This is a genomic window from Lentzea alba (genome assembly GCF_011067745.1).
Taxonomy (GTDB): Bacteria; Actinomycetota; Actinomycetes; order Mycobacteriales; family Pseudonocardiaceae; genus Lentzea; species Lentzea alba.
In genome coordinates, this window is the sequence record NZ_JAAMPJ010000001.1 from 850590 (window position 1) to 863812 (window position 13223).

A 13223-nucleotide genomic window follows, 5' to 3' on the forward strand; every position below is an offset into this window, starting at 1 on the left:
GTTCTCCTGTCAGGGGTTGGGGGTGTGGTTCGAACCGTTGGTGTAGCGGGGAATCGGGGTGGTGGCGCTCGGGTCACCGGTGACCGGGAGCCGCACGGTCCTGGCCGGGCCGTGCGGTGGATGCGGTGCCTGCTGCGGTCCGTGCACGACCTGCTGGCCGATCGTCGGACCCGTGCTCGCAGGACCGCCCCGGTGGGCGACGTTCGCCTGGTACCAGTCGTTGAGGGCCTCGTCCGCCCGCAGCTGCGCGACGCCGCTCCACGTCTTGATCGCGGTCATCGCGATCTTGAGCTGCTCGTCGGCGACGGCCTGCGAGGTCTGCGCCTGCATCGCCGCGTGGCTGAGCAGCCGCTGTTCCTCCTCGTCGAACTTGTGCTTCGCCTGCAACAGCGCGAGGTCGCGGTCCCGATCGGCCCAGGCCTCGTCGTCGACGTCGGCGCCCTCGTCGGAACGGCGCAGGAGGCTGTCGTAGAGCGTCTCCTTGCCGAACAGGCTGAGCAGCTTGACGATCACCGGCAGCAGCTCGATGCACAGGAACAGCAGGAACAACATGAAGTCCGCCTTGCCGCCGCTGTCGCGGCCGGCGGTGATGCGGTCGAGCGCTTCGAGCCGGGCGAGCAGACCCGTGTCCCCGGCCGCGGCCTCGAACCCCTGCTTGTGCAGGTTCTCCGCCTGCTTGCGCAGCACGTCGAGTTCGGCCTGCACGCTCGGAAGGCGCTGGCTCGCGGCGTTGCTGGCGGTGGACGAGCCGTCGGCGATGCGCTTGTCGACGCGGGCGGTGGTGGCCTCCAGTTCCTGGGCCGCCTTGTCGCGCTTGCCGCGGGCCTCGTCCGCGACGGCCTTCTTCTGCCGGTACGCCTCGCCGTCGCCTTCCTTGCCGGTGCCGCAGCTGCCGTCGAACTCGCACTGCGCCAGGCGGCTCGCCTCCTGGTAGACCTTCTCTGCGTTGTCCAAAGTGGACTTCGCGGCCTTGACGTCCGGGTCGTCGGCGGCCGTGGTGACGGCACGGCCGGAGAGGATCTCCAGCAGACCCTTCTCCTCGGTCTCCAGCTCCTTGATCTTCTTCAGCGCCTCGTCGGTCTTCTGCTGGTTGCGCTGGACCGACTCGACCTGCATGACGACCAGCTCGTTGCGGATCTCCGGTTCGAAGATCTTCAGCACCAGCGGGACGGAGATCACCGTGCCGATCACGACCGCGAGCCCGAGACGTGGCAACGCGACGAGGAAGTTGAGCAACTTGGTGTTGCCGCGCGTCATCGTCACGACGAGCATGCGGTCGAGGTTGAAGATGATCACGCCCCACCCGAGCGCCACCGGTGCCGCGACCGCGACCGGCAGGCCCAGCTGCGAGGTCATGGCGAAGTACGCCGACGCCGCGGCGACCGCGGCGGTGCTCAGCAGCACGCCGCCCATCGTGGCGTGCTTGACCACGTCACCCGGCGCCTTCTGAAGGATGTCGGCTCGTGCTCCCGACACACGCGCAAGCCAGCGCGTCAAGCTCATCGTTCTGACTCCTCATCGAACTGGTATCGCGGGGCGTCGGCGAAGAAGGTGCCGAGGTCGATCGGGAAGTGCGCCACGCCGGTGTCCGGGATCGCCGGCCACTCGAACACCTGCGGGGCGGGTGGTCTCAGGTCCAGCGGCGGCTGGGGAATCCCGATGACCGGCAGCGGTGGCATCCGGTCGATCCCGTCCGGGACGGGCACGTCGATCCGCAACGACGGCAGGTCGGGGATCGGGACCGGCAGTGGTTGCAGGACCGGCGGTTCGAACACGTCGACCGGGCCGGCGGAGCGGTGGTCCACACCGAGGGCGTTGACCGCCGACACCTCGATCACGGTGGCCTCGGGCGGCGCGATGGGGGTGGACCCGCGCTCGTGCGCGCCCTTGACCTTGACGACCTCGGTGCGGCCGGGTCCGGCGGAGATCCGGATCTCGGTGGCCTCGAACGCCTCCCACTCGACGACCACGGACTGTCCTTTGAGGACGACCGTGCGGTCGAGCGAGACCGCGCCCACTCGCGGTGGTGCGACCGGCTCGCCGAGCATGCGGCGCAGGTACACCTCCCACTCGCGGGCGAGCGGACGGGCGCCGAGGTCCGGGCCCAGCGCCCGGCGCAGCATCGCGAGCCCCTGCGAGTCGAGCGCGCCACCGATCGTGTCCGGGTCCGTGCACACCGACGTGCCGGCTCCGGGCGTGAGGCAGCGCAACACGAACAGCCCCAGCTTGTAGAGGTCGCTCGCCCGGCTCAGCACCTCGTTGCCCGGCGGGACCCAGTCCGGCGCGTTGAGCTGCTTCACCGCCGCCACCGAACCCTTGGGGCGCACGCCGTCGCAGTCCAGGAACATCACCATCGGGGTGTCGTCCAGCCGGAAGAGCTCGTTCATCGCGTTGATGTCCCCGAACACCACACCCAAGGTGTCGTGCATCAGCGTCAGCACGCCGGCGAAGTCGCGGCAGATCCGCATCCGCTGCTCGTCGCTCGGCTTCGGTCTGCCCAGCTCTGCCGCCCGTTCCGGCGGGATGAACAGGTTCTGCACCTCGCGCAGCACCCGCTTCTTGCTCCCCGTGCCGGGCAGGACGACCTGGTCGAAGTACGCGGCCGGGATCCTGGGCATGACGATGCCCAGCGCCTGGCCGTTCTCCTCGACCACCCGGACGGGCCACACCGTGACGGCGTCGAGTCGCTTGCGCGTGGGCAGGTCGAGGCTGTTGCGGGTGTCGACGATCCGGCGCAGGCTCGCCGGGTCGGTGTGCGGCTCGCGGTACTTCTTGTAGACCAGCCGGCCCGCCACGTCCGGCAGTTTCAGGTCCGGCAGGTCGATGACGACCGCCTGGCCACCTCTGCCCAGCTGCCGGCCCGGTGTTCCGAGTTCACCAGGTGCAATGGACATGGTGATGCCAGACGAGGATTTCTCCACGTTTGCCTCTTCCTGGTTCGGGATGCCGACATTTGGCGGGCAGGCAATGGACAACGGGAAAGGTAAACTGACGACAACCGCAGGTGCGGCTGTTGGTGCAGTTTGACCACCATCTGTCAACTGCCGGTCGTCCTCCTCAGCTCCTCGCGCCTCGAAACCGGCCTGGCCAGAGGCGCTATGCGTGGTCAATCGGCATCCGGCCGCGAACCGTTACGGCCCGAACCACACCAATTTCAGGACAAGTCCGGTCCAGAGTTGCCAAAAACTGGACACATTCCCGGCCGTCAAAAAGAGACCCCTCAGTTTCGATTCCGGGGTGATCGGGACCGCACCGGAGTCGCATTACAGCCGGTCAGAGCGCGTATTTACATAAAATTGCGCACGAGGTGTTCGAACGCCTCGACGCCGCATCTGCACGCGGCCACTTTGCTGTCGCACCTGTCCCACTACTGAGTGCACCTTGGCGTGTGCACCGCGGTGTTGCGGCCGGCTGCCAACAGACTGGGGTCCGTGGACACCAGGAAGCGAGTCGATCCGGTCCGGCGTGGACGCACGATTCTGGGTGCGTCGCTGGTGCTCACAGCCGCGACCGCGGGCACCCGTGCCGCCGTCGGGTTCGGCGACTCGGCAGAGGTGGAGCAGGCGATCCGCGCGAAGGACGGGCTGGACGTCACCGTCGGACTGCACGCCGGGCTGACGTGGGGCTGGCTGGCCTTCGCGGTGCTCGCCGGGGCGGCCGCGGTTCCGTTGCTCGTCACCGGGTCTGGCCGGACGTTCGCGGCCGGGGTCTGTTACGCACTGGGCATGCCGTTGCTGCTGCTCGGCATCGGGGTGCCCGCACCGGTTCCTTCGGTCAGGACGTGGACGTGGGTCGCCTGCGGTGCCGTTCTGCTGCTGGCGGGCTTCGTGATGCTGACGTCCGGACCTGTTGTGCCACAACAACAGCCGCAGCAACGACAGCGGCGACGGCCTCAACGCGGCCGCTCCACCCGGATTCGCTGATTGCTCCATTCCGGACACATGAGCGACGTACGCCTGGCATGGTGTCCGCCATGATCGAGACAGCCCGGCTGGCCGGGTTCTTCACCGCTCACGGGATCTGGTGCGTGTCCGAGGGAGAGACGCTGATTCCGCTGATCGGGTACGAGCACCCCGACGGTGAGTACGGCATGGACAGGTTGGTGTTCGACGACCTCTCCGAAGGTGCCCGCGCGGGACAGGACGCGTTGGCCGACGGCGATCCCAGCTGGGTGAGCGCCGTGCTGGTGGCCGACGGGTACATCCACCTCGACCAGGGCAAGACGGACGCGTTGCTCGTCGAGGCCGTGCGGTACGGCCCGTACCGGCAGTCGATGCGGCTGGCCGTGCCCTATCGCCCGGCCGACACCCCGCGCGGGTTCGCGGTGCACCGGCCCAAGTTCATGGACGCGGAGTGCGGGGACCCGCAGTTCAACGCGATGGCCGAGGCGTTCTTCGTCGGTGCCGCGTCCCACACCGAAGCCCATGCGGTGTGGGACGCGCACCTCGACGAGTCGGTCTGACTGAATCCGGCTAGCGTCCGGTCACCGTGCAGGTGGCGGTCGCGGACCTGCCGGGATTGCTCTCCGAGACGGCCGTCAGCGTCACCTTCGACATGATCGGGCCACCGGTGCGCTGGGCGTGCACCGGCACGTCGACCCGCCCGCCGAACTTGGCCGTGGCCAACGCGTTCGGCACCGAGACGGTCCAGCCGTTCTCCGCCTTCGCCGTCACGCGGTAGACGTCGCCGTCGAGGTACTGGTCGACGGGCTCCGGGTGCTGGCCTCCCGGCGGCGCGCTGCGGCCGGTGTTGGTCAGCGGGAAGCGGCACGTCGCCACGCCGTCGGCACCCGCACGCGCCGCGGTCGGGTTGACCCGCACGCCCCGCTGCTGCGGGCCCGCGCCGTCGAGCGACCGGACGGCCACGGTGTAGGACAGCACACCGCGTGCATCCCGTTGCAGGTCCAGCACGTAGAAGTGCAACCGGTTGGCCGTGTCGACGAACTCGTACTCACTGCCCGAGTTGGTGCCCGCGTGGAACAGCGCGTCGGACAGCTGGCGGTAGTCGCCGATCGTGATCGGGACCTTGGTGCCGTCCGGCAGGACGTAGTCGGTCATGCCGATGTCCTGCGGGTTCGCGTCGATCACCCACGTGAACGGTGCGGCGTCGGCGTTCTTGGTCTTCGCGAGCAGCACGCCGGAGTCCGGGGTGAACGAGTCGGCACCCATCCGGTCGACGACCTCGAGCGTGTAGTTGTTGTAGCCGCCGCCGTCGCAGAACGGGTTGGTGGCCACGTTGCACGCCGGTGTCTTGTCGCCGGTGCCCAGCGCGAGGTTGATGCCGGTCAGGCCGGAAGCACCCGGATTGACCTCGCGGGCGGTGATCTTCGCGATGACCGTGCCGGAACCGGCCAACGCCTCGCGCGACAACCGCAGGACGTTCTTCTCGTCCACGATGCCGAGCTTGATCCTGTTGCGGAACGTCTGCTGGGCGCCGAGCGACCCGCCGCCGGTGGCCGGGATCGTCCAGCGCGAGTGCGGACCGCCGGGGCCGTTGAACGAACCGCGCGACAGCATGTCCCACGGGCCGCTGTAGTCACGGCGTGGCGGGCTGCCGTACGGGTTGTTGTAGTTGTCGCCGATGCCGAGGATGTGGCTCAGCTCGTGCGCGTACACGCCCTGGCCGGAGCTCTCCGCCTGCGTCGACGAACCGCCGCCCGCGTTGGGCCAGATCGACGAGCCGGCCGCCCACGACGTCCAGTCGACGTACCGGGTCTGCGACCAGTTCGGCAGCGCCGGGTCCGGCGGGCCGAAGTCGTCGGTCACGTCCTGCATGGTTCGGAACTTCATCATCCCGAACTCCTGCCAGGTGCCGGACTCGTCCTGGCCCGCCGACAGGTAGTAGATGAAGTCGTAGCCCGCGGGCACTTCCGCGCCGACGTCCGCCACCCACGCGGCACGGCCGTCCGTGCGGATGTTGCGGTTGCACGAGTCGCCGGCCGGGCAGGCGGTGCCGCCCTGGAACTCCATGGCGTACTCGTGGTCCTTGCCCGGCATCGTGTACGGCCCGAACGCCTTCAGTTCGACGCCGTAACGCCCGCCGGAGGTCTCCATCCAGTACTCGTGCACGGTGTGGCCGCGGTTGAGGCCGTTCGGCTTGTTGAGGAAGTCCTGGTAGAACTGCCCGACCTGGGCGCGCGGCACGTTGTTCGCCTCGGCGCTCGGGTTGCCGAACACCGTGGAGTTCTTGGCCTGCGTGACGACGAACGGCTGGTTCGGGTAGTCCAGCAGGACCAGCGCGCCCTTGAAGTTGCGCACCGACCCCTTGACCGCCGGGTCGGCCCAGTTGGTGCCGGGGATCTTCTTGTAGTCCCGTTCCCAGGTCATGTGGTCGGGGTTGACCCAGTTCTGCGGGTCGACGGGGCCGGGGAACCCGTTGTGCGCGAGCACTCTGGCGGTGTCCCGGGACTGCTGCCACGGCTGTTGCTGGGGCCAGTGGTCGTACTGCCAGTGGTGCAACGGTTCGTCAGGAGGAGCTGCGGCGGAGTTGCCGGCGGTGAACATCGCGACCGAGAGGAACGCGGTGATCATCAGGGCAGGGCGCCGGTGTCTGCGGTCCATACCACCACCGTGGTGCAGGGCCGCCGGTGCAAACCACCGTCCATCGTCGGAGACTTAGCGGAATTCGGGCAGATCAACGCGAACGGACGCACCGCGCGGTCGCGGCACGAACCGCACCGAACCGCCGTGCACCGCCACGACGTCCGCCACGATCGCCAGTCCCAGACCGGATCCGGGCAGGCCGCGGGCGTCCGGCGCGCGCCAGAACCGTTCGAACGCCGACCGCCGGTGCTCGAACGGCACGCCGGGGCCCTCGTCGCTGACGGTGAGCCAGCCCGGCCGGGAGCGGACGGTGATGGTCGAGCTCGCCGGCGAGAACTTCACGGCGTTGTCCAGCAGGTTGAGCACGCTGCGTTCCAACGCGCCCGCGTCGCCGACGATCGACCAGCCGGCGCGGTCGACGTCGAAGACGTGGTCGTGGGCACGGCTGCGGGCTCGTTCGACGGCTCGGTCGATCACCGCGGACACGTCGACGGGGTCGCGGGCCAGTTCGCGGTCGTCGCGGGCGAGGACGACGAGTTCGGTGACGAGATCGCTGAACTCCTCGCTCTGGGCCTGCAGGCGGTCGAGGACCTCGGCCCGCTGCGGCAGCTCGCGGCCCGTGCGTTCGGCGCGCACCAGCAGGTCGATGTTGGTGCGCAACGACGTCAGCGGGGTGCGCAGCTCGTGCGCGGCGTCGTTGACCAGATCCCGTTGGCGACGGCGGGATTCGGCCAGGGCAGCGGTCATCGAGGTGAAGGCGCGGCCGAGCCGGCCCACCTCGTCCTGGCCGGAGACGGTGACCGGGGTGGTGAGGTCTTCGGTGCGCGCGATGTGTTCGACGGTTTCGGTCAGGTGTGCCATCGGGGTCAGGGCGCGCCGGGTCAGCCACAGGCCCAGGCCGGCGACCAGCAGGGTTCCGCAGAGCGACACGCCGACCAGGACGCCGGCCAGCGCGGTCAGGGTGTCGTCGATCTCCGCGAGGCTGCGGCTGAGGATCAGGACGTCACCGTTGTCCAGCGGCTGCAGCAGGACTCGCGCGGACGTGCCGGACCTGGTCACGCCGTCCCGGTAGGTGGTGGCCTGCACGAAGTCGGCGGCGCTGGTGACGACGGGATCGACGCCGGGCGGTGCGCAGGTGCGGCCGGCCGTGCTCAGCGTCTGGATGCCTTGAAGCACCTGCTGAAGGCCCTCGTTGGGCAGGCCTTCGTCACAGATGATCTTCAACATCCGGTGCTCGCCCGGCCCCGGTGACCGGTCCAGCCGCGGCGGCAGGCTCGCCAGCAACGACTTGTCGAGCTGCGAACGCAGGTTGTGCTCGGTGACGAGCCAGGTGACGACGCTGATGCCCGCGATGGCCAGCGCGACCACGCAGGCCGTGATCAGAGCGATCTTGCCGCGCAGCAGCACCGGACCCTTCACGGTTCCTCGCGCAGGATGAAACCCATGCCGCGCACGGTGTGCAGCAGGCGGGCGCGACCGCCGGTCTCGGTCTTGCGGCGCAGGTAGCCGATGTACACGTCGAGGAGGTTGGTGCCCGGATCCTTGCCCCACACGGCGTGCTTGAGGTGGTTCTTGGTCAGCAACCGCTCGGGATCGCCCAGGAACACGGCCAGCAGGTCGAACTCGGTCGGGGTCAGGTCGAGCCGGACGCCACCCCGTGTCACCTCCCGCGCCCGCGGATCCATCCGCAGGTCGGCGAACTGCAGCGTTTCCGGGGCCGGGCGGTGCCGGTTCTGCTTGAGCAACGCGCGGACGCGGGCGAGGAGTTCTTCCAGCGCGAAGGGTTTGACCAGGTAGTCGTCGGCGCCGGCGTCCAGGCCGGTGACCTTGTCGCCGAGCGCGTCGCGGGCGGTGAGCATCAGCACGGGCAGGCGTTCCCCGGCCGCGCGCAACCGGCGGCAGGCCTCCGAGCCGTCCACGTTCGGCATCATCAGGTCGAGAATGGCCAGGTCGGCACGGCTGACGAGGGGCAGCGCCTCGGCACCGTCCGCGGCGGTGGTGACCTCGTAGCCCTCGAACTCGAGGCTGCGCCGCAGACTGTCCCGGACGTCCGGGTCGTCGTCCACCACGAGCAGTCGCATGCGGGCGACGGTAGGGCCGAACCCTGTGAACCAGCTGTGCATCACCGCTCTCACGAATCTCTCAGCACAAGCCAAGGACGTTCTCACGACGACCTCAGCAGGCTCAGTCCCACAACGGTCACAGCTGTGTCCACAGTGGAACGGAGATGACATGGCGGTGAGCACCGCACAGGCCACGGGGACGGTGGACATCATGATCCCCGTGTACAACGAGGAACGCGCGCTGCCCGGCTGCGTCGAGGTGCTGCACGGGTTCCTGAGCGAGCAGTTCCCGTTCGACTGGTCGATCGTGGTCGTGGACAACGCCAGCACGGACTCGACGCTCGCCGTCGCTCGTGCCCTGGCGGAGAAGTACGAACGGGTGCGCGTGCACCACCTGGACCGCAAGGGGCGCGGGCTGGCGCTGAGAGAGTCGTGGGGTGCCAGCGAGGCTGCCGTCGTCGTCTACATGGACGTCGACCTGTCCACCGGGCTCGACGGCCTGCTCCCGCTGGTCGCGCCGCTGCTCAACGGGCACTCGGACCTGGCGATCGGCTCGCGGCTCGCGCCGGGTTCCCGGACTGTTCGCGGGCCACGGCGAGAACTGGTCTCGCGCGCCTACAACTCGTTGATCAGGCTCACGCACGGCGCGCGGTTCAGCGATGCGCAGTGCGGGTTCAAGGCAGCCCGCACCGAGGTCGTCCGGCCGTTGCTCGGCCAGGCCCGTGACGAGGCGTGGTTCTTCGACACCGAACTGCTGCTCCTGGCCGAGCACAACGGGTTGCGCGTGCACGAGGTGCCGGTTGACTGGGTCGAGGACGTGGACAGCCGGGTCGACGTGGTCGGCACGGCGATCGACGACATCAAGGGGTTGATCCGGGTTGCCCGAGCCAAGGCCAACGGCACCGCACTGGTCGACGGGCTGCCGAGACGGCCGCAACCCAAAGCCGTCCACCCCGACGCCGTGCTGAGCCGCAGCGAGGGCGGGTTGTCCTGGCAGATGCTGTCGTTCGCGGTGATCGGCGTGCTCTCCACGCTCGCGAACCTGGCTCTGTACGGCGTCTTCCGGCTGTGGTGGCCGGTCCTGGCGGCGAACCTGGCCGCGCTGGTGATCACGACGTTGTTCAACACCGAGGCCAACCGCCGCTTCACCTTCACCGCCCGCAACACCGGCCGCGGCAAGTCGCATCTGCAGGGCCTCGTGGTGTTCGGCCTCTACTACGCGTTCACATCGGCCGCGCTGCTCCTGTTGCACGCGGTCTCCTCCAACCCGTCCCGCGCACTGGAGCTGGCGGTGCTGCTCGGCTCGTCGGCCCTGGGCACCGCGGGACGTTTCTTCCTGTTGCGGAGCTGGGTGTTCCGCCGGGACGACCGAAAGGACCAGGCATGACCGCCACTGCCGAAGTGGCAGCTCCGGCTGACGCACCGATCGACGCCCGGCCATCTCGTTGGCCGGTGTGGGCTTTGGTGGCGATCTGCGTGCTGGCCGGAGCTCTGTACGTGTGGGCGATAGGCGGGGGCCAGGTCGGCAACTCGTACTACGCGGCCGCCGCGAAGTCGATGTCCGTTTCGTTCACCAACTTCCTGTTCGGCTCGTTCGACCCTTACGGCGTCGTGACCGTCGACAAGCCGCCGATGTCGTTGTGGCCACAGGCGATCGCCGTCTGGATCTTCGGGTTCCACGGCTGGGCGGTGTTGCTGCCGCAGGTGATCGAGGGCGTTGCGGCGGTGTTCCTGTTGCACCGCACCGTCCGGCTGTGGGCGGACGAGAAGGTGGCGCTGCTCGCGGCGTTGATCCTCGCGCTGACACCGATCACGGTGGCGATCAACCGCGACAACAACCCGGACACGTTGCTGGTGCTGTTGCTCGTCGCGGCCGCTTACGCCTTCACGCGGGCGGTTCAGTCCACGGAGAGCCGGCCGCGGACGAAGTGGTTGCTGTGGTGCGCTTTCTTCATCGGCTGCGGGTTCCTCACCAAGATGCTGCAGGCGTGGATCGTGGTGCCGGGCTTCGCACTGGCCTATCTGGTGGGCACTTCGGCGCCCGTGAAGAGGCGGATTCTCGACCTGCTGGCCGCTGGTGCGGTGCTGGTCGCGTCGTCGTTCTGGTGGGTGGCGCTGCACGCGTGGTGGCCGGGCTCCAAGCCGTACATCGGCGGCAGCACGGACGGCGGCGCGTGGGACCTGATCATCGGCTACAACGGCCTCGGCCGGGTGTTCGGCGGCAGCGGCAACCGGGGTGGAGGGTCGTTCGTCGGTGATCCGACCATCGGCCAGATGCCTCCCGGTCAGGTGCCCACCGGTCAAGGGCCGATGGAGTTCGGCGGCCCCGGTGGTGGCGCGATGTTCGGCGGTCAGCCGGGTGCCACGCGCATGTTCGACGCGTCGGTCGGCGGACAGATCTCCTGGCTGCTGCCGTTGTGCCTGCTGGTGTTGGGGGCGGTGGCCGTCGCGGGTGTGCTGCAGTGGCGCGGCAAGGTGCCCGGTGTCCCGGCCGAACGCGCGGGCTGGTTCATGTGGGGCAGCTGGCTGTTGGTGACGGCGGTGGTGTTCAGCTTCGCGCAGGGCATCTTCCACCCGTACTACACGACGATGCTCGCGCCCGCGGTCGCCGCGATCAGCGCGGCGGGTTTGCTGATGTTCTGGCGCGCCAAGAGCTTCGTGCGCTTCCTGGTGCCGCTGTCGGTCGCGATCACCGCGGTGTGGGCCTTCGTCGTGGTCTCCCGGGACACGTCCTTCCACGGGTGGACCCGATGGGCCGTGTTCGCGGTCGCGGCGGTGGCGATCGTCGTGCTGCTGGCGGGCTTGCGCCGAGTTGGGCTGGTGGCCGCGCTGGTCGCGGTGCTGCTGACGCCCGCCGTGTGGTCGACTGCCACTGCTGCGAGGGCGAGCAACGGTGTGATGCCCGCTGCCGGTCCTGTTGAACGCGGTGGCGGCGGCTTCGAGGTCTTCATGAACGGGCAACAGCCGCCGGGCCGCGGAAACCGGGGACCGATGATGGGTGGTCCCGGTGGCGGTGAGCTCACCGACGAGCAGAAGCGCATCCTCGACTACGCCGAGGAACACGGCGACGGCGCCGAGATCACCCTCGCGATCGCGGGTTCGGCGCAGGCTGCCTCGCCGTACATCATGCGCACCGACGAGGTGGTGATCGGCATGGGCGGGTTCTCCGGCTCGGACGACGCGCCGTCGGTCGACCAGCTGCGGCAGTGGGTGAGGGAGGGCAAGCTCAAGTTCGTGCTCGGCGGCGGCGACCGGATGGGCCGTGGCGGTCCTGGCGGCCGCGACGACCACGGCCGCCAGGAGTGGATCGGACAGCACTGCTCCACAGTGGATCCGAGCGCTTACGGCGGAGGATCAACGCAAACGCTCATGGAGTGTCATGCCTGAGAGGTCAGCACCGCTGGCTGCGGACGTGCGCGTCCTCGTGGGTGGAGATCTTCCGCGCGTACCCGGCCTGGAGCGTGAAGTCGCTCCACTTCCACACGCCCGGCGGCACCCACGCCGCGATGCGCCCGGAAGCGCTGCAGGGCACCCAGAAACCGTCCCAGTCCTGGTTGCGCTGCGTCTCCTCGCCGGGATTCAGGCGCTTCCACTCGGTGCCGGGCTTGGGACCGTCGGTGCCCCAGTCCTTGATCGCGTAGATGTAGACGCTGCTCTCGTTCATGACCGAGCCGCAGATCGCGGCGAGGCAACCGCCCTGGATCTCGACGTCACCGGCCGGCGCGGCGTTCGCCATGCCGGCGGTGGCCATCAACGCGGCGGCGCTGAGTCCCAATGCCGTGAGAGTTCGTTTCATCTCAACCTCCCCTTGTCAGGGCACGAGTGCCCATGCCTTCTGTGCACTGGCCTTGCAGAACGTGAGCCAGCGGCTCTGCGTGGTGATCACGCCGTCGGAGCCGGCGCGGGTGAGGGCCGTGGACGAGTTGCGCTGGGTCTCCGGTCCCCAGTCACCGTCGATGCCCGTGGACAGACCCCAGATGTACTGGCACGCGGCCTGGACGAAGTACGTCTGCGTGGCCGATCCCGTGGTGAAGCTGGAGTCACCGCTGCCCGACACCGCGTTGTCGATGTGGGCGTGGTTGTGGTGCTCGGCGTTGTCCAGGTACGAGATCACGTGCCGGAAGTGGTAGTGCAGCGACGCCATCGTGCCCCAGTAACGGATCCGCGCGGTGCGCAGGGCGTCACCGGTGAGGCTCCGCCACTGGTCGTAACGGCCGTTGAAGGCGGTGAACGTCGCGCCCGTGTCGCGGTTCGTGATGAGCATGCGCGCGAGGTCGAACGCACGACCGTCGCCGTGCATGCCGGGCTTGTTCACGTAGGCGCCGTACGAGTAGATCTTGTGCGGCGCGGTCCAGTGTTGCGGCGTCCAGTTGCGCCAGTGGACGTGCCAGGTCTCCAGGCGGGAGTAGAAACCGGGCTCGTAGCGGAACGACGTCGCGGCGCCGTTCACCTCGTAGAAGGTCGGTTGCGAGTTGATCTCGCTGTGGGTGACCAGGCTCGCGGCCGAAGCGTGGCCGGTGCCGAGCAGAACCGCCGCTGAGCCCGCCACTCCAGCGGCGAGGATGCTCCGGCGCGACATGGATCCGTTCATGCCCAGCAGTGTTCTGCCGGGCATGAA

At 68.9% G+C, this 13223-nt stretch carries 11 protein-coding genes; 4 read left to right on the forward strand and 7 right to left on the reverse strand.

The annotated features are described in order from the left end of the window. Positions 1–9 precede the first annotated feature (9 nt). Both G7043_RS04010 and G7043_RS04015 read right to left on the reverse strand, forming a co-directional pair. Positions 10–1503: a DUF4407 domain-containing protein gene (locus G7043_RS04010; RefSeq protein ID WP_166043946.1), complete on the reverse strand. Its 1494-nt coding sequence runs from the start codon at positions 1501–1503 to the stop codon at positions 10–12. Continuing rightward, complete coding sequence (locus G7043_RS04015) at positions 1500–2921, reverse strand: hypothetical protein (RefSeq protein ID WP_166043948.1); 1422 nt, start codon at positions 2919–2921, stop codon at positions 1500–1502. Before G7043_RS04015 ends, G7043_RS04010 begins: the two co-directional genes overlap by 4 nt. 510 nt (positions 2922–3431) lie before the next feature. On the opposite strand from G7043_RS04015, the gene G7043_RS04020 reads away from it, so the two are divergent. Together G7043_RS04020 and G7043_RS04025 are read left to right on the forward strand one after the other, a co-directional pair. Continuing rightward, positions 3432–3923 (forward strand): hypothetical protein, encoded by a 492-nt coding sequence (locus G7043_RS04020; protein WP_166043950.1) that lies wholly within the window; start codon positions 3432–3434, stop codon positions 3921–3923. Between the two features lie 50 nt (positions 3924–3973). Beyond that, a complete protein-coding gene (locus G7043_RS04025) occupies positions 3974–4462 on the forward strand; it encodes a hypothetical protein (protein ID WP_166043952.1) in 489 nt (162 codons plus the stop codon). Between the two features lie 10 nt (positions 4463–4472). Here G7043_RS04025 and G7043_RS04030 read toward each other — a convergent pair whose 3' ends face one another. From G7043_RS04030 to G7043_RS04040, 3 genes are read right to left on the reverse strand one after another with little or no spacing between them, the layout of a single operon-like run. Beyond that, complete coding sequence (locus G7043_RS04030; protein ID WP_166043954.1) at positions 4473–6560, reverse strand: M6 family metalloprotease domain-containing protein; 2088 nt, start codon at positions 6558–6560, stop codon at positions 4473–4475. A 54-nt stretch (positions 6561–6614) separates the two neighbouring features. Continuing rightward, a complete protein-coding gene (locus G7043_RS04035) occupies positions 6615–7961 on the reverse strand; it encodes a HAMP domain-containing sensor histidine kinase (RefSeq protein ID WP_313887687.1) in 1347 nt (448 codons plus the stop codon). Then, positions 7958–8623, reverse strand: coding sequence for a response regulator transcription factor (locus tag G7043_RS04040; protein WP_166043956.1), 666 nt, complete (start codon positions 8621–8623; stop codon positions 7958–7960). Before G7043_RS04040 ends, G7043_RS04035 begins: the two co-directional genes overlap by 4 nt. 151 nt (positions 8624–8774) lie before the next feature. Here G7043_RS04040 and G7043_RS04045 point away from each other — a divergent pair, with 151 nt between their 5' ends. Together G7043_RS04045 and G7043_RS04050 are read left to right on the forward strand one after the other, a co-directional pair. Continuing rightward, a complete protein-coding gene (locus G7043_RS04045; protein ID WP_166043958.1) occupies positions 8775–9992 on the forward strand; it encodes a bifunctional glycosyltransferase family 2/GtrA family protein in 1218 nt (405 codons plus the stop codon). Continuing rightward, positions 9989–11992, forward strand: coding sequence for an ArnT family glycosyltransferase (locus tag G7043_RS04050; RefSeq protein ID WP_166043960.1), 2004 nt, complete (start codon positions 9989–9991; stop codon positions 11990–11992). Before G7043_RS04045 ends, G7043_RS04050 begins: the two co-directional genes overlap by 4 nt. Positions 11993–11996: 4 nt before the next feature. Here the strand turns inward: G7043_RS04050 and G7043_RS04055 are convergent, their stop codons facing one another. Both G7043_RS04055 and G7043_RS04060 read right to left on the reverse strand, forming a co-directional pair. Beyond that, a complete protein-coding gene (locus G7043_RS04055; RefSeq protein ID WP_166043962.1) occupies positions 11997–12401 on the reverse strand; it encodes a hypothetical protein in 405 nt (134 codons plus the stop codon). 15 nt (positions 12402–12416) lie between these two features. Beyond that, positions 12417–13220: a hypothetical protein gene (locus G7043_RS04060; protein WP_166043964.1), complete on the reverse strand. Its 804-nt coding sequence runs from the start codon at positions 13218–13220 to the stop codon at positions 12417–12419. Positions 13221–13223 lie beyond the last annotated feature (3 nt).